Source organism: Achromobacter sp. UBA4530 (assembly GCF_002388205.1).
Taxonomy (GTDB): domain Bacteria; phylum Pseudomonadota; class Gammaproteobacteria; order Burkholderiales; family Burkholderiaceae_B; genus Achromobacter; species Achromobacter animicus.
In genome coordinates, this window is the sequence record NZ_DGMA01000031.1 from 346,523 (window position 1) to 371,619 (window position 25,097).

Here is a 25,097-nt window from a genome sequence, read left to right on the forward strand (position 1 = left end):
GGCATCCCATGCTACAGAACAACCCCGAACTCAAAAGCAAAATCGACCAACTCTGGAACAAGTTTTGGAGCGGCGGCATCAGCAACCCGCTCACCGCTATCGAGCAGATTACCTATCTTCTGTTCATGAAACGGCTAGACGAGCTGGATCAGAAGAGACAGGCGGATGCCGAGTGGACCGGCGAGAAATACACCTCTAAGTTCGAAGGCGCCTGGATTCCACCCGAGGAGCGCAACTGGCCAGAGGCGGAACAGCGTCCCATCGACAAACGCACGTTGCGCTGGAGTGAGTTCAAGCGTATGCAGGCCGAAGAGATGTTGCAGCACGTGCAGGGCAGGGTTTTCCCCTTCCTGAAAGACCTGAACGGTGCCGAATCCAATTTCACCCATCATATGAAAAATGCCGTGTTCATCATTCCCAAGCCAGCTCTGCTGGTGGAAGCGGTGAAGACCATCGACGAAATCTTCGAGGTGATGGAGAAGGACTCACGGGAAAACGGTCAGGCCTTTCAGGACATCCAGGGCGATGTCTACGAAATGCTACTGGCCGAAATCGCCACCGCCGGTAAGAACGGCCAGTTCCGCACCCCACGCCACATCATCAAGCTGATGGCTGAGCTGGTACAGCCACAGCTAGGTCACAACATCGTCGACCCTGCCTGCGGCACCGGCGGCTTCCTGCTGGGCGCCTACCAGTACATCGTCACGCAGTTGGCCATCAAGGCAGATACCAAGAACCTTGCGCCCGATGAAGACGGCTTTGTCCGCACCTCGGTCGCTGCCGCACTGACCGAAAAGGCCCAGACCATCCTGCAGGAAAGCCTGTACGGCTACGACATCGACGCCACCATGGTGCGCCTGGGGCTGATGAATTTGATGATGCACGGCATTGATGAGCCGCACATCGACTATCACGACACCCTGAGCAAGAGCTACAACGAAGAAGCCGAATACGACGTCGTGCTCGCCAACCCGCCCTTTACCGGCAGCATCGACAAGGGCGACATCAATGAAAACCTGCAGCTCTCTACCACCAAGACCGAACTGCTGTTTGTCGAGAATATCTATCGCCTGCTCAAGAAGGGCGGCACTGCCTGCGTGATCGTGCCGCAGGGCGTGCTGTTCGGCTCCGGCAAGGCATTCAGGGATCTGCGCCAGACACTAGTGGAGCGCTGCGACCTCAAGGCCGTCATCACCATGCCTAGCGGCGTGTTTAGGCCTTATGCCGGGGTCAGCACCGCCATTTTGCTGTTCACCAAGGTCTGGGGGCCGCAGGACAAGATTGCCAAGCCCGCAACCGAGCATGTCTGGTTCTACGAAATGACTGCCGATGGCTATTCTCTGGACGACAAGCGCAGCAAGCGGGAAAACTTCGGCGACCTGCAGGACATCGTCGTCCAGTACCGCGCCCGCAGCCCGGCGACTGACACTGACCGCACGGCAAAATACTTTATGGTGCCACGCGCCGAGATCGCCAGCGACACGAGCAACTACGATCTCTCATTGTCGCGCTACAAGCAGGATGTATTCGAGGAAGTGCAATACGACAAGCCGGGGGTGATTCTGGATCGGCTGATTCAAGCTGAAGTAGGCGATTTGGATGAGGCAGAACTGGTCAAGGTGCAAGATGGCATTGTGCGCGAGTTGCTGGAATTGAAGGGGATGGTGGGATGATTTTTCGGAAACTGTCAGAAGTTGCACCTCCAAAGCCATCCAGCACTAAGCCAGCTCCTAACGAATCTGTCTGGCATCTCACGTTAGATCAAATCGAGTCTGGATCAGGGCAGATTGTCAATCGTGTTTACGGACGTGCTTCGGACGCGGGTTCATCCACCTTTGCATTTGACAATGGGAACGTACTTTATTCTAAGCTTCGTCCGTACCTAAACAAAGTTATCTGCCCGGACACAAATGGCATTGCAACAACAGAGTTGGTGCCACTTAGACCAAGTCCCAGTGAACTGAACCGAGAGTATTTATGTTCCTACCTTCGATCTCCTAAATTTGTTTCTTGGGCGAGTTCGCAAGTTGATGGGGCAAAAATGCCACGAATGAAGATGAAGTCATTCTGGGCATACGAAATTCCTGTCCCGTCGCTTGACGAGCAAATCCGCATTGCCCATCTGCTCGGCAAGGTGGAAGGGTTGATCGTCCAGCGCAAACAACACCTGCAACACCTCGACGACCTGCTCAAGAGCGTGTTTCTGGAGATGTTTGGCGATCCGGTACGAAATGAGAAGGGGTGGGATAAGAAACAGTTTTCAGAACTGCTCGACGACATTGAAAGTGGGAAAAGCCCCAAGTGTGAGGCTAGAGAGGCCGCCGCAGACGAATGGGGGGTGCTTAAGCTAAGCGCTGTAACGCGCGGCAGATTTGATGAGAACGAAAACAAAGCGCTGCCACAGGATGTTCTTCCATCAGTGCGCGACGAGGTCAAAGCAGGAGATTTGCTGTTCAGCAGGAAAAATACCTATGACCTGGTGGCGGCATGCGCCTATGTATTTAAAGCTCGGCCAAAGCTCCTAATGCCTGACCTGATCTTCCGCTTTGCTTTTAAGAAGAACGCGGAGATAAATCCAATTTTCATATGGAAGCTCCTCATTTGTGATTCGCAGCGGAAGAGAATCCAGTCGTTGGCCGCGGGGGCTGCTGGTTCTATGCCGAACATTTCGAAGGCGAACCTTAAGACAGTCCTCCTACCAATTCCACCGTGGCCGTTACAAAATCAATTCGCCACCATTGTCGAAAAAGTCGAAGGCATTAAATCTCTCTACCAACAAAGCCTCACCGATCTGGAAGCCCTCTACGGCGCACTAAGTCAGCAGGCCTTCAGGGGCGAATTGGATCTGTCGCGCGTGCCTCTCCCCACCCAGTCTATCGATCCCGTTGCTATTGGAGATCAAGCCACCGTGCCCGAACCTGTTGTGCGGACCGTACCTGCTATTCATTTGCCCGATACGGGAAACTTGCTGGCAGCGTTGGAAAATTCCGAGGCGCGTAAAGCATTGATCGCAGAATGGCTGGAAGCCTATCGCCAACAACTGGGAGATGCACTATTTTCGGTGCAAGATTTTATGGCGGCGGTGAGTGATCGACTCACAGAATGGCTGCAGACTGTGGTGGAAGACGAAGGTGTCACTGATGAGCAGAAGAACCGTTTAGCCGAGTTCTACCCGAGCAATGATGTTGGGCTTGACGTAAACGACTATGAGCACATCAAAAAATGGGTATTCGAGGCGCTGGCGGCTGGCGCCCTGACGCAGGGGGGCAATAAGGGGGGCAACCGCATCGAACTCAAGGCTGTTCAGTCATGAAACTGCTCCGCCTCAAGATTACTGACCCGGCAGGCTTTCGTAGCCTGCCCTGTGGTTTCGAGCATCACTTCCGGACCGATTGGAGCTTGCAGGAAGAACTGGCCCAGCCCGAAGGTTTTTCGCCTTTCGTGTGTGCTGGCCCCAACGGCAGCGGTAAGTCCAACTTGCTCGAAGCGTTGGCAGCCATCTTCTTTCAGCTGGAGGTGCAGCGGGTACGCCGCAATTTCTTACCCGACATCTTTCAGTACGACCCTGATGACAATCCGGAGGGCATACGAGAGCACGAAGGCCATCCCAACGCCTATGAACTGGAATACCTGATCAAGTTGCCGAAGGACCACCGTTCTTCCGGTAGTCCGGAGTTCGCCCACGTGGTCGTGATCAAGGAGCCGGACAAGTCGCCGTGGCTACGCTGGGAGAACAACGAAGCGTTTCCTGTCGAGGGTTTTGCTTTCAGCCGGTTGAGCGATGAAGAGCGCGACCTGCTATTGCCGCAGTACGTGCTGGGCTATTCCTCCGGCGAGAACGAGATTCTCAGCTTGCCGTTCTTCAAGATGCGCTTCATCCAGTTCGATGAGTACTGGAATGCTCTGGCTCGCCAGCTTCCTTATCCCGGCCGCCCCGAAACGCGGCTGGCCTATCTGGACAGCGGCTTCAGCCAGGCCATCCTGCTGTGCAACTTGCTGTTTCAGGACGCGGCTACGCTCCAGCCCTTCCGCGAGGATGTTGGCATCGAGGCGCTACAGGAGTTTCGCATCGTCCTGCGCCGCAGTATTCTGGTCACCCATCAGCAGGTTGCTGCTTTCACTTCGGGTGAGTACGTTTTGCCCACTGAGACGCAGGATGGTCGCTTTACAGATACCAATGTGGTTTATCTTGACCCGGAGACTGGCGATTACCGGCTCAATCTGCTTCAGGGACTGGAAGCGAATGAACGCACTAAACGTACCGCAATTGTCGAGAAGCTCAAGCGTTGCGCGACGCTGCATTTTCACGATGAAGCGACCGATACCTTGGTTCTGGATTACCAGATCAATGAAGCGACCAAGCAAGCCTTCCGCGCCAATTTCGATGATCCGGCAGGCCCTGCACTCGCTTTGTTCCAGGCCTTGCAGGTTCTGCTGACGCTCAACCTGTATAGCGCCAGCGATACCATCAAGACCGACTTGTACCGCTCCACCAGCCACTACGTCAGTGAGACGGTACCGACGCTCGCCTCCGACCAGCGCATCATGCGCTTCAAGAATTTTTACTTCACAAAGCAGGGCGTAAAAAAGCCGATGCTGCTCAAGGAACTGTCGGACGGCGAGTACCAGATGCTGCACAGCCTCGGGCTATGCCTGCTGTTTCGCAGGACCAACAGCCTGTTCCTACTCGACGAGCCAGAAACCCACTTCAACCCGCACTGGCGCGCCAGTTTCATTACCCGTCTGCGTCAATGCTTGCCCGATGTTGAGGATGCTGGACAAGAAATGCTAGTTACCACCCACACGCCCTTCCTGATCTCCGACAGCAAGCCGGAGAAGGTGTTGGTGTTCGCCAAGGACAAAGCCAGCGGCAAGGTTAGCATCAGCAAGCCGAACTACAACACGCTGGGTGCCTCGATCAACAAGATCACCATGAACACCTTCGGTAAGCGTGAAACCATCGGTGACCACGCACAGGCAATTCTGGATGATTTGCGCAAGCGCTTTGAACGGGGCACCGAAGACAAGGAAGCCTTGATCACGGAGATTCACCAGCAGCTCGGCGACTCGGTGGAGAAAGTGTTGCTGATCAAGTCCATCCTCGACGACGATCAGTCAGGCAATCGGGAGGTGCAGGGCTGATGTTGTTCTCGTATACCTATGTGCCGCACCAGATGGAGAAGATGCAGGAGTTCATTGACTTCATTTTTCATAAGGTATGGTGCAAGGCGCCGGCCAGCGGCCCCTTCGGTCTACAGCTGTTCGACGCCAATGCAGAGTTGCGCGAAGTGATGGAGGCGTTCTATTACTCCGACGCGCAAGGTGCCGATTTCTTCTACGGCCATGTGGAGCGAATCTACGGTTTGTTCTCGACACTGACTGCCGTGCAGATCAATCAGTTTCAGCAGTGGTATCAGGGCAATAACGATCTGGAAAAAGTCTGCGCCAATGATCCCGCAACGCACCTCGCCCGTTACGCCGACATCGCCGTCAATCACAAAAACCTTGCCGCTCAACTCGGCACCTTCTTCAAAGGGCTGTATTCGCCATCCCTGTTGGGCCTCGCTGCGCTTCGCACCAAGATTGGTGACATCGACGATCACTATCAGGCATTTGTGGCCGCGAACAGGGTGGGTAAATGCCCTTTCTGTGGCATCGGAGATATCAAGGGCGAGCATCACAGTAAACGCGAGGCCTACGACCACTATCTGCCGAAAGCGCTATATCCATTCAATTCCATAAATTTTCGTAATCTCGCACCCGCCTGTCACGAGTGCAACAGCACCTACAAGCTGAGCAAAGACCCTGCACACAATGCAGCTGGACGGCGCAAGGCCTTCTATCCGTATGCCGCTGTCAGCCATATCGTTGAATTGCAGGTTGCTTTGCTGCATGCAGATCTCGATAAATTGGGGCCTGCCGACATCACAATTCAACTTGGCCCTGCGGTATTGGCTGAAGAACTCGACACATGGAAGGACGCGTACGGGATTGAAGAGCGCTACAAAGCCAAGTTCTGTGCGGAGAATGACGGCAAATACTGGCTGACGCAGGTGCTGGACGAGTGGAAAGAGGACGGTCGAGACCCAGCCGACTTCATGACCACGCTAGCGCGACAGGTGCAGAAGAACCCGTACGGTGGTTGCAACTTCCTCAAAAAGCCGTTTCTCGATGCTTGCCAGCAGATTGGTGCTTTTTGATGGAGGTAGGCAGCCGACAAGTCGGTTACGGGCCTTTGGAAACTCAGGTTTGGATCAGCTTCCCAGGTAGACCGCCGTCACCTTCACCCGCTCGTGCCCGAGTTCGCGACTGATTTGCTGCCGGACATGTTGGTCGACCAAGCGTTGTGATAGGTCGAGTTGAGCCTTGCCTGGTCCGCCTGCTGCCGGTGACTTCCACCCCGTCAATGTTTCATATCGCATCTGTGCATACTGATGCCGCAGCCCATGCATATTGCTCAGGCCCGCCACCTTGCTCTGCCCATCGTAAACGTGCCGTTGCTGGATGTAGGTCCTGTGTGCCGGGATCAATGACGCTGAGCCTGCTAGGTGGTGTGCTGCCTGGAGCGCGTCGCGATGCTCTGTCGTGGTGATGGGCACAGTTCGCTCCCGGCCGCCCTTGGTCCACGATCCCATGAGGGCGATGTGGTCGCCCCGATCCGCGTAACTGGGCTGGAACTTGATCGCTTCCTCCCGACGCAATCCGAAGGCAGCCTGTAGCTGAAGACTCATGCGTACGTGCGCGTCGGTGACCAGTTCAAGACCTGTGCCCAGTTCTTGGGCCTTGCTGATGTTGGTCACATAGCGGCGCTCGGCCACGCCGAGTTGCGTGTTGTTCGCCGGCAGGATGCCGGCCTTGCCGATCTTCTCGGCCCACCAGCGCAAGTGAGAGAGCCGATTCTTGATGGTGCCCGACGACAAACCGTCGCCTTGCCAGCGCTCCAGCAGCGCCTGGACATGCTTGCCTTTGAGTGACGAAGCCTTCATCTGCCGGAAGCCGGCCTCGCGTAGTTGCCGCGCAGCCAACGCGAGAGAACGCTTCCGGTCGGCCTGTGTGTTGTGGCCGCCGTCACGGTTGCGCTGGCAAAGCTGCCGCTGGGTGTAGGTCAAGTCGTCCATCGTCCGGCCTCCAAGCAAAGCGCCGTACTGCGTTGTCCTGAAATTCAGTGGTTAGTGTTGGTGCCAGCTCGCCAAGGCGAGATCCCGTGAGGGCAAGGGCATGGTGTTCAGGAGACACCAGAGCCTCGAATGAGGCGTCCGTCTTGCTCCCTGTTGGAAGCCCGGACGGAGTTACTGCAAGACGAAAGTGATGCGAACGTGGACAAATCCTCCTATGAAGTGAGTGGGATGAGAAATGCAGCGGGAACCCTGTGCGTTGCGCACAGGTAATAGCCGCAAGGGACAGTGCGCCAGCTGGCGCGGTAGGGATGAGTTCAAACAGCCGAAGAAGGCTCCGCCCTGGGTAGGGCCGGTATGCGGTCGGAGCCTGGGCATATCTGGGGCGGTTCCACCCTGTCGGGCCAGCGCTTGCAGGAACCTGCGCTGTTGGGGTTTCCGATGTACGAAGCCCATCGGTCTTGGCAACTGCCCGGTCAGTGTAGGGCGGCCATCATCATGTCTGCCGCACGCAATAGGATTCGGCATTCGCCCGCATTGTTGCTGGCGTGGGCGGGGTCGTCACTGCGGCGTGCAGTGACGACCCGTTTCGCGGCAGCATTTGCTACGCAGGGTGCGGCTGCCATCCCCTGGTCTGCATTGCCTGTGCCGCGATGTCCCCAGCGTTCGTCGGGGCATTCAGCATCTTGCGGATGTTGGCGATGTGCGCCAGGGCGGTTTCACGCGATGCCGGTGGCGCAGTCGGTTCTGGGCGGTGTTCGGTGCGTGGCACACCAGCAGGCCTATTTTCGACAGGCCGTGAGGCGGCAGATGTCTCCTTACGACCTGCCCACAAGCGGAACTCGCCCGCAAAGACGCGCTTCACCAAGGCGAAGAAGTAGGCCACGACATTGCGCACGGTGCCGCTCTGGCTGCGCGCCTGCAACTCATCGAGTACTTCCTGGCGATGTTGCGGCGGCAGCCGCCGTAAGGCGGCCTGCACGTCCTTTTGCTGATCTGCCTGGGCATTGGTCAGGCAAGGCGGCAAGCTCACCGACGGCGATGCCGAATCGCCGTCGCCTTCGCGCGCGCGGTACGTACGTTCTTTTTTATACATATACATCTTATACGTACCGCCCGGCTCAGCCGTCATGTGGCGGGCGTGTCCGGTCTGTTGCGGAACAAGCGTGCTGCCAGCGGAATCGCCAGACAATGGTAGTGGGTCGGCTGCCTCGCTCGCCTGCGACGGCGGCGTTGGGGGTAAATCATCGTCATCGTGGCGCTGATCGTGGGTCGCAATGGAGGCGGCTTCAGGTGCCAGCGCCAGCGCTGCCTGAATGTGGACGGCCACCCGATCCACCTGGTTGTTTTCGTGGCCGATAGACCCTTGCAGAAGTGCGGGCAGACTGGCATCGAGCGTGCAGGCCTGCTGGAAGTGCAAGGCGCTTTCGTGAACCTGATACAGCTCGCTGAGCACATGGCCGGTCAGAGGATCGCGGTGCTGGCCTATCAGGCTGATCCAGCCCGTCAACCGAAGCACAACGAGGACGCGCCGGGCCGTCTCGTATCCCCGGCCCTCTGCCCCAGCGGGGTGGAGGTGAGATAGCGGCGCAACTGCCCCAGATTCGCCAGCGGGCTGATGCCCTCGGCAGAGCGCAGCATGCGTAGAACCTGCCAGCCATTGCGCTCCAGCGGCGTGAGGCGAGCATCGAGCATGAGCGAAGCAGGTGTAGCGAACAGGGCATCTTGCCCCAGCGAGTTGTGGCGGGTGTGGTGGTCTGCCATAAGAGTTCTCCAAGGTCTGGGCCACAGTGGCCCGTTCCCCTGCATCTCATCGCGTACCGTTCAAGGCGTCAGCCAACAATGCGGTCTGCGCCATAACCGATTTATCCGGCTGGGCGCGGCGCTGGCACCGGTAGCCGGACTGATCTATTATCCCGATACCCCCATGGGGGTACAACTGGGGGTACTTCCAGCGATTCCCGCAAAGGCCGTGGCCCGATTTCCCCGCGAAACCTAGCATTCACCGCCCTTTGCCGACCGATCAACGTTTAAACGTGTGATCAACGTCCGATCTTTCTTCGTACGTTTGGATGTGCTGTTAAGCGCATGGCAGTCGCTCGGGCCGCCCCCGTGCGGCTGCCTCCGAAGTTGGAAATGGGTTGCCGTTGCCCACATCAGCCGGGCTGGGCCCAGTCGATCAACTGCGCTGTCTCATGCGATTGGCCCGCCGCGATCTGCGCCGGCACGCCATGGCGCAGCAACTGGTAGGTGTGCAGGTTGGCCTGATAGGTAGTGATGCCGGTGACATCCACCGCGAGGGTCAGCACATCATTCCTCGGCGCCATCATCCAGCGGCTTTCCCAGCTCTCGCTCGATCTGTTCGATCGTCGGCAGGCCAGTTTGCAGCTCTTGCGGCAGGGACTCCACCAACTTGTATTCGGCGATGCCCATTGGCTGCGACTTGTCACCCAGGGCGTACTCAGCCACCACCTTGTTCTTGCTTTTGCACAGCAGCAGGCCAATGCTCGGATTGTCCTGCGCGTGCTTCACCTGCCGATCCACGGCGGTCAGGTAAAAGCCCAATTGCCCCAGATGCTCGGGCTTGAACTTGCCCGCCTTCAGTTCGATCACCACATAGCAGCGCAGCTTGAGGTGGTAGAACAACAGGTCGATGAAGAACTCTTCGCCGCCCACGTCCAGCAACACCTGCCGCCCGACGAAAGCAAAGCCCGCGCCCAACTCCAGCAGGAAATCGGTGACGTGCTGCACCAGCGCTTTTTCGATCTCGCGTTCCTGTGCTTTCTCCCCCAGGCCAAGGAAATCGAAGCGGTACGGGTCTTTCAGCGACTCGATAGCCAAATCGGACTGCGGTGCAGGCAGGCGCTGATCGAAATTGGTGACGGCTTTGCCGGTGCGCTCCAGCAGGCGGGTTTCGATATGGATGTTCAACACGTTGCGCGACCAGCCATATTCGATGGCGGCGCGGGCATACGCTAGGCGCTCTGTCGGCGCTTTCAGGCGATCCAGCAATACCAGGTTGTGCCCCCAGGGCAATTGTGCAGCAACCTGCTGCACAATTTCGGCGTCCGGCCAGGCCTCGGCAAACGCCCGCATGTACTTGAGATTGCGCGGCGAGAAGCCTTTCACCTCCGGGAAGGCGGTGCGTAAGTCATGCGCCAACCGATCGATCACCTTGGCTCCCCAACCCTGTTCTGCCTGTCGCGCCAGAATGTCGTGGCCGATTTGCCAGTACAGGCTTACCAGTTCCCGGTTGACCGCCAGCGCCGCACGTTGCTGTGCGGTGTGGATGCGCCCCTTCAGGTCGGCCAGCCAGTCGGCGTAGCCTTGTGGAGCAGGGGTGAGCGAGGTTGGTCTGTCGGCCATCGGCTTTCCATCTTCCGTGTTATCCGTACGTCTCGACTTCTTCATGCGGTAGAACTCCTCAACGAGAAAATTCTACTTCTGACTACATCGCTTTTACGGGAGGGATTGCCGGGGGAGTGGCGATTATGAACACACTCGAGACCGGGCCGAGACACTTGAAGTCATCGTTCGCGTGTCATCGCCGGTGCTACTGATGTTGATGACTGCCGCCGCATTTTCGCTTGTGCAGCCTTTTTCCGCAGAGAAGAAGAACACGGTACGGTCGACGCCGCACGACGATTTCGCGCAGTCGGAATGTTCACCGGGGTGGTCACTGTGGCGTCGCTTCTGAGGAATCTAGCGCTTGGCGCTGAAGTGCTCGCGCCCCAGCGATCTGCACGAGGCTTGTCGTCAAGACCTGATAATCAATGGAAGGGACTTATGAATAAAGTGCTGCGCGCCAGGAGGGGGGCGTCCGTCAGGAGTTCCTTTCCCCCGCCGCCCTGACAAAATTCTCCTCCAACACACTCAACACCCGATTCAACGTATCCACATCCGCGGCTGACAGCCCTTTAAGCGACTCCTCAAAAAACTGAGCCCGCTTCGGCAAGGCCTCATTCACCACCGCCTGGCCGGCAGCGGTCAACGTCGCATTCGTCAACCGGTTGTCGTCCGCATCCACCGCCCGCGAAATCCACCCCAGCTTCTGCATCGCCTGCAATTGCCGCGTCAATGACGCCGGATCCAGCCGGCAGCGCTCGGCCAGATGCTTCTGCGAGCACTGCCCGTTCTCATGCAGCGCCAGCAATATCCGCCACCGCGGCAACGCGTGACCCACCTTGCTGCTGAAGGCGCTCTGCATCACGCGATACGTTTGGCCCATGTGCTGGATGACTTGAAGGCCTTGTTGTTGTTTGGGCAAAAGCTACTCTCCGACGCCGGCGGGCTCCGGTTTGGATGGCCGGACCAGTTGCACCAGGGGCACGCGCCGCACGCACCAGAGTGCGAAGACGGCGACGGCGAGGGCGATGAGCTGCCCTTCGTGGATGGCGCCCACCAGCGCGATGCGCGCGATTTCGATGAGCGACGTTCCGTCCTGGCCTTGATGGGCCAATTGTGCCAGGAACTCGGTCTGGGCCGCTGGGTTGACCAGCATCTGCGGGTCGTTGAGCTTGGGCAGCCACTGCGCGGAAGCGCCGCGCAGGGTGGATTCGACGCCGCTGAAGTAGCTGTGGCTGACCATGGTGCCGACGACGGCGGTGCCCAGCATGCCTCCGATCATGCGCAGGGATTGCAGAAGCGCGGTGGCGATGCCCAGGTGGCTGCGGCCGGCGGTCTGCTGGGCGAAGACGGTGAGGTTGGGCATGATGAAGCCCATCCCCAGGCCGGCCATCGTCATGTAGGCGCCGATCAGCAAATGCGACGTGTAGCTGTGGGTGGTGACGATGCCCAGGCACGAAAACGCCATGAGAATGAAGCCGGCGTACAGCATGCGGTTGGGGTTGCGGATGCGCGTGATGATGCGGCCGTTGACGATGCTGCCGACGGTGATGAAGACGACCATGGGCGTGATGAGCAGGCCCGCCTGCTGGGGCGACAGCCCGAAGCCACCTTGCAGGAGCAGGGGCGCGTAAAAGAGCAGGGAATACATCGTCACGCCGACCAGCAGGGCCAGAGTGAAGAGCATGGCCAGGCCGCGGTTGCGGAACATGTCCAGGGGCAGGAGCGGATGCGGGCAGCGGCGTTCCCACCAGATCAGGGCAGCGAAGGCGGCGATGCTGCCGGCGCCCAGCATCACGAGGGAAGGCGTGAAGCCGTCCTTGGGCAGGAGTTCCACGAGCAGTTGCATGGTCCCCAGCGCCACGGCGATCAAGATCGCACCTTGCCAATCCAGCCGGACCTTGCCGGGACTCTGGTTGCGCAGGTGCGGCAGGTAGCGGGCGACGAACCACAGGCCCAGGATGCCGATGGGCAGGTTGACGTAGAAGACGGAGCGCCAGCCGTAGTGTTCCGTCAGGGCGCCGCCAAGCGTGGGACCGACCGCGTTGGCGATGCCGAAGGCGGCGCTGAGCATGACCTGCCAGCGCAGCCGGACGAGGGGATCCGGGAAAAGATCGGGAATACAGGCGAAGGCGGTCCCGACCAGCATGCCGCCGCCGATACCCTGCAGCGCCCGCGCCAGCACCAGTTCGAGCATCGTGTCGGCGGCGCCGCACAGGACCGAGGCCAGGGTGAACAACACGATGGCGGCCACGACGAAGGGTTTGCGGCCGTAGTAATCGCCCAGCCGCCCGAAGATCGGCACGGTGATGACGGACGTCAGCAGGTAAGACGTCGCTACCCATGCATACAGTTCGAAGCCGCGAAGTTCCGCCACAATGGTGGGCAGCGCGGTGCCCACCACGGTCTGGTCGATGGCGACCAGCATCATCACGAAACACATGCCCAGCATGGCCAGCAGGGTTTGCCGGAAGGGCAGGATCTGGCCGGGCGAGTGTGGAGAGGTGGGGGCGGGGGCGGTCATTGTTGGACGCATCAATAATTGATCGATCAATTATTCTAGTCCTACAATCCGCCGGTCAGGAAGCCGTCAGCTTGGTCGATCCCGCTGATCGGCCTGATTTGTTACGATAGCGGTTATCTGCACGCTGGGTTACCGGCGTCTTCAGCAGGCCTTCCTCGGTAGCACCTTCCTTTGGCGCCCATGCCGCAGGCTCGGCAGGAGCGAGGACACGCCCTGAAAGGCAAGCCTCTGAATGGCAAGTCGGTCCAGGCAAGTCCGTCAAGGCAAGCCCGGCAAGGCAAACCTGACAGGCAAGCCCAGGATTGCAGACAGTTCAATAGGCCAGCGGTCTTCCGCCGGCAACGCACCTTCCCCGCGCGTGGCGCGGTGGGCGGTATCAAGGATTTCCAGTCGAGGTACCGACGGGGCAGCAATGAAAACGTGGTTCAAGCGCATTTTGATAGGCCTGGTAGTGTTGGTTGTCGTGGCCGTCGTCGGCCTGGCCATCTTCTTGCTGACATTCGACCCCAACGCGTACAAGTACAAGCTGGAAGAGCTTGTCCAGGAACGTTATCAACGCACGTTGACGATCGACGGCGAGATCGAGCTATCGCTCTTCCCGCGGATCGGCCTGTATGTACAGGGCGTCTCCCTGTCCGAACCCAATAGCACGGACACGTTTGCCTCCATCGAGAGCACGCGCCTTGCCGTGGCCGTGTGGCCGCTGCTGTCCAACAGCTTTGTCGTGGACCACGTCGCCATCAGCGGGCTGAAAGCGCGCGTGGTGCGGGACAAGCAGGGCCAATTCAATTTCAGCAATCTGGTGGGCGGCACGCAGCCGGTCACCGATTCGCCCAGCAATCCGGCCGAAGCCTTGGTGGGCGCCGCCCAGACCGCCGCGCAGGCGATCACCAGCGGCAACCTGCCGCCGTCGCGCAACAACATGCAGATCGACATCGCCGGCCTGGACCTGAAGGACGGCGAAGTGCAGCTGCAGGACGCGATAACGGGCATGGCGGTCGCGTTCACGCGCATCAACGCCAACACCGGCCGCGTCACGTTCAACCAGCCGTTCGATGTGCGCATGACGGCGCGCGTCGAAGGCGGCTATCCGCGCGTGGATGCCAACCTCACCGGCCAGGCGCTGCTGACGCTAGACCCTTCCGCCAAGCGCTATGCCGCACAGCGGCTGGACCTGCGCATGGACGGCAAGCTGCCCGGCGCCGAGGCCAAGAGCCTGGTGATGCGCGGCAACCTGGCGTTCAACGGCCAGAAGTCCGCGTTGGACGTCGGTGGTCTGGAACTGCTGTTCCAGGGCGACGTGACCGAACCCTCGGTCAAGGCGACCAATGTGGAAGCCAGCGTGGCGATCCCCAAGCTGGCGATCGATCCGCACAAGAGCCAACTCCAGATCGAAAAGCTTGCCGTGCGCGCCAAGGGCGGCGTGGTTGATGGCCCCTTCGAACTGGCCGTCGATGCGCCGGCGCTCAATATTTCCCCCGCGTCGGCTACCGGCGAAGCCCTGACGGGCCGGGTGCGGATCAGCGGCCTGGATGCCAGCTTCGGCCTGAACGGCATCAGCGGAAACGCCGGCGAACTGGATATCAAGGAAGCCAAGCTGGACAGCACGTCCAAGAAGGGCGACCGTGTGGTGAAGCTGAATTTCGCGTCACCGCTCAGCCTGAACCTGCTGATGCGCAGCGGCGCCATGTCGGCGTTGCGTGGCGACGTGAACATCACCGATCCTGGCCTGCCCAAGGGCAGCCTGCAGATTCCGGTGATCGGCAGCCTGACGGTGGACCTGCTCAAGGATCAGGCCACCAGCAAGATCAATGCGGTGCTGGAAGGCGGCAAGTTCGACCTCAGCGCCGACATCACGAAACTGACCGACACGCCGCAGATGAAGTTCGCGCTGGTCGTGGACACGCTGGATCTGGACAAGCTGGTGCCGCCCGTGGTGGCCGCACCGCCCAAGCCGCCCGCGGACGGCAAGAAGGACGACAGCAAGCCCGCGCCGGCCCCGGCCCCCGCCGCACCGGTCGATGACACGATCAACCTGTCGGCGCTGGTCGGCCCCAGCGTCAACGGCACGCTGAAGGTCGGCAAGCTGGTGGTCCGCGGCCTGAAGGCCGACGAAGTCTCGGCCTCGGTCAAGCTGGACAAGGGCAAGCTCGACATTTCCGACCTCGCGGCAGGCCTCTACGGCGGCAAGCTGGCGGGGGCGCTGTCCGTGGACGCGGCGCAGGGCAATCAGATCGCCACCAAGATGACGCTGGCCGGCATCGCAATCGAACCGCTGCTGGTGGATCTGGCCAAGCGCAACGTGCTGAGCGGCACGGGCAACCTGACGCTGGACCTGAAGACCGGCGGCGCCAACGTCTACGCGATGAAGAGCGGCCTGGGCGGCACGCTGCAATTGAAGCTGCGGGATGGCGCCGTGAAGGGTATCGACCTGACGCAGACGTTGCGCGACCTGAAAGCCCGCTTCTCGCCGGATGCGCAGAACGAAACGGTGGCTGCGGACACGGGCAAGCAGACGCAGTTCTCGGAACTGGACGCGGACTTCGCCATCGCCAAGGGCATTGCCACCGTGAAGCGCCTGAATTTCGTATCGCCGCTGCTGCGGGTTACGCAGGGCGAGCCGGCCAGCATCGACTTCGTCAAGAGCGAGCTGGATCTGGTGGCGCGCGCGCGGGTCATCAACCCGGCGGCGAATCCCGATGGCAAGGAGCTGATCGACCTGAAGGACGTGACTATCCCCGTCCATTTCAAGGGCCCGTTCGACAACCCTTCGTACACGCTGCTCTGGAAGGACGCCATCGGCGGCATTCTGAAGCGCAGCCTGGAGAACAAGCTCAAGGAAGCGGTCTCCGGCAAGGGCAAGAGCGGCGCCGCGGTGGACAAGGCCTTGAAAGGATTGCTGGGCAAATGAGCGCAGAACAGTTCCAGCCGATCGCCGAATGCGGCGTGACGACACAGGCCCAGGCGGCCGGCTATCACCGCCAGTGGCTGGTGGCCAATGATTCGGGGCAGTGGTTGAACCGCGAGCTGTGCCCCCGCCTGGCCGAGGTGTCGGTGGAATTGCGTTTGGGTTATCTGGTGCTGAAGGCGCCGGGCATGCTGCGCATGGATATTCCGCTGGACGTGATCGAAGACGACGACAGCGTGCGCTACAGCATGATGGTGGGCGAGCAGACCATCGACGTCGTTGACGAAGGCGAGCTGGCCGCGGCCTGGATCTCGAACTTCGTTCAGGTGCCTTGCCGCATCATGAAGGTGCACCCGGACACGCCCGTATCCGCCTGGCCGGTCTGAACGCGGCCCGCGCCGGTTTTCAAGCGCCCGCTCGGGCGCGCTTGTATTCGAAAGCGGTGTGAGCCACGAGGCCCGCCGCGAGGCCCCAGAAGGCCGACCCAATTCCCCAGAAACTGAATCCCGACGCCGTCGCCAGCAGCGTGATGAGCGCGGCTTCGCGCCGTTGCGGATTGGCCATGGCGGCGGCCATGCCGCCCATGATGGTGCCCAGCAGCGCCAGCCCGGCCAGCGCCGCCAGCAGCGCGGCGGGCAGTGCCTGGAAGAAGACTGCAACCGCGCCCGCGACGATGCTGAGCGCGACGTAGCTGACGCCGTACGTGGCGGCGGCGATGTAGCGCTTGCCCGGGTCGGGATGCGCTTCGGGCCCGGTGCAGATGGCCGCGCTGATCGCGCCCATGGTGACGCTGTGCGCGCCGAAGGGGGCGGCCACCAGGCCCAGCAGGCCAGTGGCGGCGACCAGGCGCGATGCGGGCGGACGGTAGCCTGCGGCCTGCAGGATGGCCAGACCGGGCAGGTTCTGCGACGCCATGGCCACGACAAAGAGCGGAATGCCCAGGCTGACCGCGGCCTGTGCGCTGAAGGCGGGCGTGGTCCACACGAATTCGGTCAGGCGCCAATCCAGCTGGTCGACCTGCATGAGGCCCATTCCGGCCGCCATGGCCACCGCCACGGCCATCACCACCAGCACCGCGTAACGCGGCGCCCAGCGGCGGCACAGCAGGTAGGCGGCGCACATGGCCAGCACCAGCGCGGGCTGCTTGTTGATGTTGCTGAAGATGCCCATGCCGAAATTGAGCAGCACGCCGGCCAGCATGGCGGCGGCGACCTCGCCGGGAATGCGGCGCAGGATGGGGTCGATCCAGCCGAACAGCCCGCAGGCCAGCGTCAGGCCGGCTGCCAGCACGAAGGCGCCGACGGCTTCATTGAAGGGGACGCCTGCCAGCGCGGTGACGAGCAGCGCCGCGCCGGGCGTGGACCACGCCATGACCACGGGCAGGCCCGTGCGCAGGCTGTAGAACGCGCCGCCCAGGCCCAGCACCAAGCTCAGCGAGCCGATCCACGAGCCGATGCGTGCGGCATCCAGGCCCGCGGCATGACCCGCCTGCACCATCAGCACGGCGGTGCCGCCAAAACTGACCAGGACGGCGACCAGCCCGGCAGCGACCGCGGACGCGGAGATGTCGCGGCGGGCGTGGTGCGGGGAGGGGGAAAGGTTGATGCTGGGCGGCGCCGCGTCGCTCATGCGGCACCGGTGAGGCGGCGGTACTTGGCCATGAGCTGCTCCTGGCCTTCATTCCATTGCGGGTGCAGCTCGATGCACTCCACGGGACAGACCACCTTGCACTGGGGCTCGTCGTGATGGCCGACGCATTCCGTGCACCGGTCGGGGTCGATGACGTAGTAGTCCTCGCCCATGGAGATCGCGTCGTTCGGGCACTGGGGCTCGCAAACGTCGCAATTGATGCATTCTTCGGTGATGGTCAGGGCCATGATGGGCAACGGAAAGGCGATTGGCCCGGCCATTGTAGCGCCGGGCGGCCGGGGCCCGGAAAGCGCGAAAAGGGCGCTTGCGCGCCCCTTCGGGGATGTTGCAGACGGGGCTTCAGCCCGGCCAGGATTGTTCGCGGCGTTCCTTGGCTTTTTCCTGCAGCCAGCGCTCGACCGACGGGAACACGAACTTGCTGACGTCGCCGCCAAGCTGGGCGATTTCGCGGACGATGGTGCCCGAGATGAACTGGTACTGGTCGGATGGTGTCATGAAGAGCGTCTCGACGTCCGGCAGCAGATGGCGGTTCATGCCGGCCATCTGGAATTCGTATTCGAAGTCGGACACGGCGCGCAGCCCGCGCACGATGACGCGGCCATTCTGTTCACGCACGAAGTCCTTGAGCAGGCCGCCAAAGCTTTGCACTTCCACGTTGGGATAGTGGCCCAGCACTTCGCGCGCGATATCCACGCGCTCGTCGATGCTGAAGAAGGGCTTCTTGTTGCGGCTAGTGGCGATCCCCACCACGACTTTGTCGAAAAGCGTGGCTGCACGGCGAACCAGGTCCTCGTGGCCCCTGGTCAGCGGGTCGAAAGTGCCGGGATAAACAGCGATGATCATGCGAGCTCCGTACCGTTATTAGTGGTGTACACCATCCTCCGAAGCCGGATTATTGATCGATTTGCGCAATGCAGCAAATTCCAGAAGATGGAAGTGGACGGCGCCGGCCTTGTCCTGCCGCAGAATCTCGAATCCTTCGGGGGCTTCGATGGCGGATTCCGCCTCGACATAGACTAGTCCATGATCGGTCAGAATGCCCGGCAGGATCGGCCACAGGCGCGGCAGCCAGCCCTGTCCAAAGGGCGGATCCAGCAGGATGAGGTCAAACCGGGACGCATCCATCCGTTCGGCGACCTGCATCGCATCGCCCACATGGATGCGTATCATGTCGGCTTTGAGCTTGTCGCGCAGTGTCCGCAGCGCGGACGCGGCGGTCCTGTCCCGCTCGACCATCTGCACATGCGCCACGCCGCGCGAGGCCGCCTCGAAGCCCAGGGCGCCGCTGCCGGCAAAAAGATCCAGCACCTGCTTGTCGGCAAACTCGCCGCCCCACAGGTGTGTAAGCCAGTTGAAAAGCGTTTCGCGGACCCGGTCGGGCGTGGGACGCAGCGTCTCCACGTCGGGCACGGCGATGGGGGTGCGCCTGTATTGGCCCCCGACGATACGAATATACTTGTTACCCATGTTTAGCCGCTTCTTCAAGAAAAAATCCCCTCCGCCCGCCACGCCGGCTCAGCCCGCGTCGCCGCCGGAGGTTGTCGACGCGCCAGTCGCGCCCGCGGAGCCGTCTTCGGCTCCGTCCAGCCCGGCGCCTGCGTCGCCTGCTCCCGAGCTTCGTCAGGAACCGGTTGCGCCGGTTGCAGCGCCGGTCACTGCGCCAGTGACCCCGCCGGTCCCGGCGGCGCCTACGCCAGCGCCGGCCGTCTCGGTAACGCCTGCGCCGGCGACGACGTCTGCACAGGCTGCGCCGATTCCGACTCCGGCCGCGCCGTCCCTCACGCGTACCGCGCCGGCTTCCGCACCGGGCGCGGCGTCTGCAGCAGCCGCTGCCGCCACGCCCGCCACTGAGCCGTTCCGCGCGCCGCAGCCGCCCGTCCCGGCGCCTGCACCCGTCGTCGCGCCCGTGCCGGCCCCCGCGCCTGTAGTCCCGGCACCTGCTCCTGCGACCCCGGCACCTGCGCCGGTATCAACGCTTGCGCCTGTCGCGGCGCCTGCGCCGGTTGTCCCAGCTGTCCCGGAACCCGCACCCGCCGAGGCGCCCAAAAAGGCCTCCTGGCTGTCGCGCCTGAAGCAAGGACTGTCCCGCACGGGCCAAAGCATCGGCGGCATTTTTGTCGGCGTGAAGGTCGACGAGAACCTGTTCGAGGAACTCGAATCGGCCCTCATTATGGCCGATGCCGGCCTTGAGGCCACCGAGAAGCTTCTGACGGCGCTGCGCGCGCGCGTCAAGAAGGAACGCATCGAAGACCCGGCCAAGGTAAAGACGGCGTTGCGCCAACTGCTGGCCGATCATCTGCGTCCGCTGGAGCGCGCCTTTGATCTGAAGCGCACGCAACCGCTGGTGGTCATGATTGCCGGCGTGAACGGCGCGGGCAAGACCACGTCCATCGGCAAGCTGGCGCATACGTTCCAGCGCCAGGGCGCCAGCGTGCTGCTGGCCGCCGGCGACACGTTCCGCGCCGCCGCACGCGAGCAGTTGGTGGAATGGGGCAGCCGCAACAACGTCAGCGTGATTTCGCAGGATGGCGGCGATCCGGCCGCCGTGGCGTTCGACTCGGTTAATGCCGGTCGCGCGCGCGGCATGGGCGTGGTGATGGTGGATACGGCCGGCCGTCTGCCCACGCAGCTGCACCTGATGGAAGAACTGAAGAAGATCCGCCGCGTCATCGGCAAGGCGGACGCCAGCGCGCCGCACGAGGTGCTGCTGGTGGTGGACGGCAACACGGGTCAGAATGCGCTGGCGCAGATCCGCGCTTTCGACGCCGCGATCAACCTGACCGGCCTGGTCGTGACCAAGCTGGACGGCACCGCCAAGGGCGGCACGCTGGCCGCCGTCGCAGCCGGCAGCCAAGGCGTGCGCCCGGTGCCGGTGTACTGGATCGGCGTCGGCGAAAGCCTGGAAGACCTGCAGCCCTTCGTGGCGGACGAGTTCGCGGCGGCGTTGCTGGCCGACTGAGTCGGTTCATCCGGGACTCATCGCTGTCTTGCAAGAGGCCGTAAAGGCCCATGAAGACCTATCTGACGGGACGACGCGAAAGCGCCGTCCCGTTGTCGTTTCCGGGCAGGCGCAGCCACGAATCGCGCTGTGAACGGCGCCGTCAGCAGCTTCCGCCAACGGCACCAGGCGCAGCGCCACCAGCGCCACCCGCAGCGCCGGCGTCCGCTTTACCCGACCTGACCCATCGCCGGATCGCTGATCAGATCCTTGCCCGTCTCCATCCGACCGGCAAAGCGCCGCTGGAACGCCGCATACCCCTCGCAAGCAACCGCGAAGTCATACCACTGGCCGCTGTCGCTGACCGGCCACGCAAGCTCGCCGGTCTGTCCAGGTTCGACCGTCGCGGTCCAAGGACCGTCGCCGCGGTACGCCATCGCCTTGACGGTGAACGTGCAAGCCGTCGCGCCGTTGTTGTGCAGCTTGACCAGCACCTGCGGATCATCACACGGCACGTAGCACACCTGGATCTCCGGCTGAGCGCCGCCCGCCTGCATCAGATCGCCTGCGAACGCGCGGTGAAAACCGTTCGGTCCCAGTACCCACAGGTCGTACTTGCCCGCGTCGCCGGACACGTCCCACGCGTCGTCCAGCGACTTGCCCGCTTCAACCACATAACGGCGCGGGATGCGGTCCAGATGCAGCTTGTCGTACACATGGAAGACAGCGGCGGTCTTGGCCGAGCTGGCGTTGGCGAACAGCAGCCGGACCCGGTTCTCACGCACGTCCTCGCGGGCGCTGGCGTGAAGTTCATACGGCAACGCACGCGAGGGCCGTGTGCCTTGCGCCTGCGGGGCCAGCGTCTGTTGCGCCGGGATGGCGATGGCCGGTTGTGCCTCCTGCCAAGTGGTCAGGCCGTCGGCGTCCGTCTTGGTGCTGCGGCCGGACAGCGTGGGCAGCGGCGCGCCGTTGGGCGACACGAAGTTCAGCGTGGACGTGAGGTCGCCGCACACGGCGCGGCGGAATGCGCTGATATTGGGTTCCATGACGCCGAAGCGCTGTTCGAGAAAGCGCAACGCCGAGGTGTGGTCGAACACCTGCGAATTGACCCAGCCGCCACGGCTCCACGGCGAGATCACCCACATCGGCACGCGCATGCCGGGACCGTAGGGTTTGCCATCGGCGGACAACTGCTTGGGCGTGGCGGGCGTGTAGGTGTTGTACTCGAAGGCCATCTCGGCGTCCGTCAGCGTGGACTTGCCGGCCAGCGTGCCGTCGTCGTTGCGCGACGGCGCGCTGGGTGTGGGCATGTGGTCGAAGAAGCCGTCGTTCTCGTCGTACGTGACCAGGAACACGGTCTTGCTCCAGACCTCGGGCGACTGCGTCAGCGCGTCCAGCGCGGCCTGGATGTACCACGCGCCCTTTGCGGGGCTCGAGGGGCCGGGATGCTCGCTATACGCCGCCGGCGGGATGATCCATGACACCTCGGGCAGCGTGCCGTTCATCACGTCGTCGCGCAGGCTTTGCAGCAGGCCGCCGTCCGGCATGGTGTTGCCAAAGCCCTTGGCAAATGGGCTGAACTGGTCGTCGATGGCCGGGTTGTACGCGGGACCGCCCTGGTTCGTGACCTGGCGGTCCGCCGGCATCTTTTCGATCTCGGCGCGCCAGTGGCGAAAGCTCATCATCTCGTTGCAGCCGAAGTTGTCGGGGATGTTCTGGTAGACCTTCCAACTCACGCCGGCCTGCTGCAGGCGGTCGGCGTACGTCGTCCAGGTCCAGCCCTCGGTCGAAGGCCCCACGTCGGCGCCGTCGTTCATTTCGTTCATCACGACCGATACGTTGTCGCCGCTGGGGCCGTTGGTGCCCGTCCAGAAGAAGAGGCGGTTGGGGATCGTGCCGGCGTGCATCGCACAGTGGTAGCTGTCGCACAGCGTGAAGGCGTCGGCCAGCGCGCGGTGGAACGGCACTTCGGCGGTCTCGTAGTAGCCCATCGACAACGGCTGCTTGGCGCTAGGCCAGCGGTTCATGCGGCCGTGGTCCCAGGCGGCCTGACAGTTGGGCCACGAGTGCGGCGTGCTGCCCGCGCGCTGCGCGTTGCCCAGCCGCGCGTCCAGGTGATAAGGCAGTTCTAGCGTGCCGTCGCTGCGCGTTTGATGGAATACCGACTTGCCGTTGGCGAGCGGAATGGGGAAGCGGTCGCCGAAGCCGCGCACGCCCGGGAAGGTGCCGAAGTAGCCGTCGAATGAGCGGTTTTCCAGCATCAGCATCACGACGTGCTTGACGTCCTGGATGGTGCCGGTGGGACTGTCGGCTTCAATCGCGAGGGCGCGGCGGATGCTGGGTGGAAACATCGACAAGGCGCTCATCGCCGCGGTGGCGCCGAGCGTGGTCGTGAAGAACTTTCTCTTGGAGGCGTCGATCGTCATTGGCTGTTCTGTCTGGAGTTTGCAGGAAACGGCAGCACTGCCGGCATCATGGCGCACAATGCGCCGCGCAGGTAGCCGGGGCGGGCGTCGTGGGCGTGGTGGGCGTCGTGGTAGGGGGCGGCGGCGCCGTTTCGTCCGTGTCGTCGTCGCCGCCGCAGGCGGCAAGCGAGAACACCAGCGAAAGCGCGCAGCAGGCCGCGAGGCCGCGTCTGGCAATGACCAGCAAGGGGGAAGTGGTTTGCATGAGTCCGTGTGCGTGGATGGGCGGACGGCCCGCGCTGGCCGTTGCGCCGTCACACAGGACGAGTGTCGGGCGGAAGCTGCGGGCCACGAATGCGCCCGGCAGTGTGTCCGGACGACAGCCAATGAGTATTGGCACGCCGGATGTCGACGAATTGACAGGGGCCTGACGCGAAGCTGTCAGGCGGCCCTTTTTTGAAACGCCATGCTAGATGCGTGTCCAGGTGAAATCGAATTCAACGCGGGACTTTCGCATGGGTTAAACGCGCGCGATGCGCGTCACTTCCAGAACGGTTTGCTGCGTGCGAGGTCGTCAAAGGCCTGCTGCGCTTCGACGACCAGTTCGTCCAGGCGCGCGCTGATCCAGCCCAGCGCGAACCAGGCTTGCGGATGCGTCGCCGTACACGACTGGTAGTAGTCCTTTGCCATCGCCAGGTCGTTGATTTCACCCAGCACGTCCTGCACGCGGGACAGCAGCTTGCGATAGCCGCGCAGCTTGCTGGCGGGCAGCAGCGATTCAGCGAACGACAGGCCATAGCGCAGGCGCTTGCCGCGCTTGCGCAGATCGTGGCGGGCGGGGATGTCCAGTGCCGCGAAATGCGTGCCCTGGTCGGCCACCTTGTCGTGCCAGCGGTGCAGGCGGCGGGCGAGCAGCTTGTGCAGGTGCTGCGGCTCGGGTTCCGGCGTCAGCATCGGGATGATGGTGGGCTTGACGATGGGACCGGCCACACCGCCTTCCAGCCGGATGGCGGGCTCGGGCGCGGCGTCGCTGGGCGTGCCGTTGGCGATGGTCTGGCTGTCCGTGTCAGGTTGCACGGGCGGCACGTCGAGCGACCATTCCAGCAGCGTGAGCAACCATGCCTGGAAGGCCTGGCCGCCCGCGATGGTCTGCGCGTCTTCGTCGGGCGGCGCGGCTTCCATGGGGATCACGGGCATGCCGGCGCGCAGCAGCGCGGGGGCGACGGTCTCGTTCAGCACGTCCTGATCGCGGTTGGCGCCGAACGCCGCGAAGTGCGTGCGCACACCCTGCAGCAGCTCGTCGGGCACCGGGGCGATCCAGCCGTCGAAGAGCTTCCAGGCCGACCGCAGCCGGCGCACGCCGACGCGCAGTTGATGCACGTGTTCGGAGTTGCCGGCGCGGTAGACGCCTTCGGTGTCGACCTCGGCCAGCACCGCCGCATTGCGGCAGATCTGGTCCAGGCATTCGGCCGCGATCGCGCCCATGGCCTGCGGCGGCGTCATGTCGTCGCGCAGCTTCACGGACGACGCGCCGCGCGGGGACCAGAACTGGGCGATGGCCTGCGCGCGGCGCGCTTCGTGGTCGTCGCCGGCAGCGGCGTCGACCTCGGCCAGGCGATTCGCCAATTGGGCCAGCGCGTCGCCGCGTTCGGACTTGCTGCGGGGATCCAGGATCAGCGCATGACGCTGTTGCCAGCCGCGCGCCGCCGCGAAGATGGCGGCGGGACGGCCCGACACCAGTTCGAATTCCAGTTCTGAGATCGGCAGTTCCAGCGCGCCAGCGCGCAGGATGCCGGTGTCGTAGGCCAGCTCGACCGTGCCGAAGCGCGTGCGGATCTTGCGCAAGAGGCGCTGCACGTCGGTTTCATAGCGCAGGCCCAGTTCGCCCTTGATGGCAGACAGCGGGCCCTCGACGTCGGTGCCGGCATAGACGGACAGGTCGAGCACGGGACCGGGCCGGGGGTGGTTCATCTCGATGCGCGAGATCGCATCGGCGCCGGGCATCTTCAGCGTCTGCACCCAATCGGAGCCTTCCTGCCGCAGCCGGACGGCGATGCGCGCCCGCGCAAGCTCGCGTTCCGGCGTGTCGAAATACATGGCATGCAAGCGAATGCGCGTGGCCTCGCGTTGCTTGACTTCACGCAGCACGGCCTGGCGTGAAGCCGTGGGCACGTGCAGTTTCAATTCCTGTTCCGACATGGCAGCGGGTGTC

At 62.5% G+C, this 25,097-nt stretch carries 21 protein-coding genes; 7 read left to right on the forward strand and 14 right to left on the reverse strand.

Annotation, left to right across the window (positions count from 1 at the left end; translation table 11 throughout):
- The first annotated feature begins 8 nt into the window (after positions 1 to 8).
- From B2W22_RS22695 to B2W22_RS22710, 4 genes are read left to right on the forward strand one after another with little or no spacing between them, the layout of a single operon-like run.
- On the forward strand, positions 9 to 1,673 hold the full coding sequence (locus B2W22_RS22695; protein ID WP_286939625.1) for a type I restriction-modification system subunit M: 1,665 nt from the start codon (positions 9 to 11) through the stop codon (positions 1,671 to 1,673).
- A complete protein-coding gene (locus tag B2W22_RS22700; RefSeq protein ID WP_286939626.1) occupies positions 1,670 to 3,313 on the forward strand; it encodes a restriction endonuclease subunit S in 1,644 nt (547 codons plus the stop codon). Before B2W22_RS22695 ends, B2W22_RS22700 begins: the two co-directional genes overlap by 4 nt.
- A complete protein-coding gene (locus B2W22_RS22705; protein ID WP_286939627.1) occupies positions 3,310 to 5,142 on the forward strand; it encodes a restriction system-associated AAA family ATPase in 1,833 nt (610 codons plus the stop codon). The genes B2W22_RS22700 and B2W22_RS22705 overlap by 4 nt, the downstream gene beginning before the upstream one ends.
- Complete coding sequence (locus tag B2W22_RS22710) at positions 5,142 to 6,200, forward strand: HNH endonuclease (protein WP_286939628.1); 1,059 nt, start codon at positions 5,142 to 5,144, stop codon at positions 6,198 to 6,200. Before B2W22_RS22705 ends, B2W22_RS22710 begins: the two co-directional genes overlap by 1 nt.
- Before the next feature lie 54 nt (positions 6,201 to 6,254).
- Here the strand turns inward: B2W22_RS22710 and B2W22_RS22715 are convergent, their stop codons facing one another.
- From B2W22_RS22715 to B2W22_RS22745, 7 genes are all read right to left on the reverse strand, one after another.
- On the reverse strand, positions 6,255 to 7,118 hold the full coding sequence (locus B2W22_RS22715; protein WP_286939629.1) for an integrase domain-containing protein: 864 nt from the start codon (positions 7,116 to 7,118) through the stop codon (positions 6,255 to 6,257).
- Between the two features lie 601 nt (positions 7,119 to 7,719).
- Positions 7,720 to 8,625, reverse strand: coding sequence for an STY4528 family pathogenicity island replication protein (locus B2W22_RS22720; RefSeq protein WP_286939631.1), 906 nt, complete (start codon positions 8,623 to 8,625; stop codon positions 7,720 to 7,722).
- On the reverse strand, positions 8,622 to 8,879 hold the full coding sequence (locus B2W22_RS22725) for a hypothetical protein (RefSeq protein ID WP_286939632.1): 258 nt from the start codon (positions 8,877 to 8,879) through the stop codon (positions 8,622 to 8,624). The genes B2W22_RS22720 and B2W22_RS22725 overlap by 4 nt, the downstream gene beginning before the upstream one ends.
- Before the next feature lie 392 nt (positions 8,880 to 9,271).
- On the reverse strand, positions 9,272 to 9,445 hold the full coding sequence (locus B2W22_RS22730; protein WP_286939634.1) for a hypothetical protein: 174 nt from the start codon (positions 9,443 to 9,445) through the stop codon (positions 9,272 to 9,274).
- Positions 9,426 to 10,481: a PDDEXK nuclease domain-containing protein gene (locus B2W22_RS22735; protein ID WP_286939657.1), complete on the reverse strand. Its 1,056-nt coding sequence runs from the start codon at positions 10,479 to 10,481 to the stop codon at positions 9,426 to 9,428. Before B2W22_RS22735 ends, B2W22_RS22730 begins: the two co-directional genes overlap by 20 nt.
- A gap of 457 nt (positions 10,482 to 10,938) precedes the next feature.
- On the reverse strand, positions 10,939 to 11,382 hold the full coding sequence (locus B2W22_RS22740; protein ID WP_105240556.1) for a MarR family winged helix-turn-helix transcriptional regulator: 444 nt from the start codon (positions 11,380 to 11,382) through the stop codon (positions 10,939 to 10,941).
- 3 nt (positions 11,383 to 11,385) lie between these two features.
- Positions 11,386 to 12,984, reverse strand: coding sequence for an MDR family MFS transporter (locus B2W22_RS22745; protein ID WP_286939636.1), 1,599 nt, complete (start codon positions 12,982 to 12,984; stop codon positions 11,386 to 11,388).
- Positions 12,985 to 13,396: 412 nt separating this feature from the next.
- Between B2W22_RS22745 and B2W22_RS22750 the strand changes: the two genes are divergently transcribed.
- Together B2W22_RS22750 and B2W22_RS22755 are read left to right on the forward strand one after the other, a co-directional pair.
- Positions 13,397 to 15,895, forward strand: a complete 2,499-nt coding sequence (locus B2W22_RS22750; protein ID WP_286939637.1) for an AsmA family protein — start codon at positions 13,397 to 13,399, stop codon at positions 15,893 to 15,895.
- Positions 15,892 to 16,278: an MOSC N-terminal beta barrel domain-containing protein gene (locus tag B2W22_RS22755; protein WP_286939638.1), complete on the forward strand. Its 387-nt coding sequence runs from the start codon at positions 15,892 to 15,894 to the stop codon at positions 16,276 to 16,278. Before B2W22_RS22750 ends, B2W22_RS22755 begins: the two co-directional genes overlap by 4 nt.
- A 19-nt stretch (positions 16,279 to 16,297) precedes the next feature.
- Here the strand turns inward: B2W22_RS22755 and B2W22_RS22760 are convergent, their stop codons facing one another.
- The 4 genes from B2W22_RS22760 to rsmD all read right to left on the reverse strand — a co-directional run bounded on the left by B2W22_RS22760 (position 16,298) and on the right by rsmD (position 19,009).
- The gene (locus B2W22_RS22760) at positions 16,298 to 17,521 is read right to left on the reverse strand and encodes a benzoate/H(+) symporter BenE family transporter (RefSeq protein ID WP_175184641.1); all 1,224 of its coding nucleotides are present in this window, start codon (positions 17,519 to 17,521) and stop codon (positions 16,298 to 16,300) included.
- Positions 17,518 to 17,769: a YfhL family 4Fe-4S dicluster ferredoxin gene (locus B2W22_RS22765; RefSeq protein WP_006391351.1), complete on the reverse strand. Its 252-nt coding sequence runs from the start codon at positions 17,767 to 17,769 to the stop codon at positions 17,518 to 17,520. Before B2W22_RS22765 ends, B2W22_RS22760 begins: the two co-directional genes overlap by 4 nt.
- Positions 17,770 to 17,881: 112 nt before the next feature.
- Entirely contained in the window at positions 17,882 to 18,385 is a 504-nt protein-coding gene (gene coaD, locus B2W22_RS22770) for a pantetheine-phosphate adenylyltransferase (RefSeq protein ID WP_056325406.1), read from the reverse strand.
- An 18-nt stretch (positions 18,386 to 18,403) separates the two neighbouring features.
- On the reverse strand, positions 18,404 to 19,009 hold the full coding sequence (gene rsmD, locus B2W22_RS22775) for a 16S rRNA (guanine(966)-N(2))-methyltransferase RsmD (RefSeq protein WP_175122810.1): 606 nt from the start codon (positions 19,007 to 19,009) through the stop codon (positions 18,404 to 18,406).
- Positions 19,010 to 19,448: 439 nt separating this feature from the next.
- Between rsmD and ftsY the strand changes: the two genes are divergently transcribed.
- Positions 19,449 to 20,501, forward strand: coding sequence for a signal recognition particle-docking protein FtsY (gene ftsY, locus B2W22_RS22780; protein ID WP_349679465.1), 1,053 nt, complete (start codon positions 19,449 to 19,451; stop codon positions 20,499 to 20,501).
- A 209-nt stretch (positions 20,502 to 20,710) separates the two neighbouring features.
- Here ftsY and B2W22_RS22785 read toward each other — a convergent pair whose 3' ends face one another.
- From B2W22_RS22785 to B2W22_RS22795, 3 genes are all read right to left on the reverse strand, one after another.
- Positions 20,711 to 22,906 (reverse strand): phosphocholine-specific phospholipase C, encoded by a 2,196-nt coding sequence (locus B2W22_RS22785; RefSeq protein WP_286939641.1) that lies wholly within the window; start codon positions 22,904 to 22,906, stop codon positions 20,711 to 20,713.
- A gap of 46 nt (positions 22,907 to 22,952) precedes the next feature.
- Positions 22,953 to 23,150 carry a hypothetical protein gene (locus B2W22_RS22790; RefSeq protein ID WP_175137534.1) on the reverse strand — a complete coding sequence of 66 codons (198 nt, stop codon included), beginning with the start codon at positions 23,148 to 23,150 and terminating at the stop codon, positions 22,953 to 22,955.
- Between the two features lie 275 nt (positions 23,151 to 23,425).
- Positions 23,426 to 25,084 carry a CYTH and CHAD domain-containing protein gene (locus B2W22_RS22795; protein ID WP_286939642.1) on the reverse strand — a complete coding sequence of 553 codons (1,659 nt, stop codon included), beginning with the start codon at positions 25,082 to 25,084 and terminating at the stop codon, positions 23,426 to 23,428.
- Between the last annotated feature and the right edge of the window lie 13 nt (positions 25,085 to 25,097).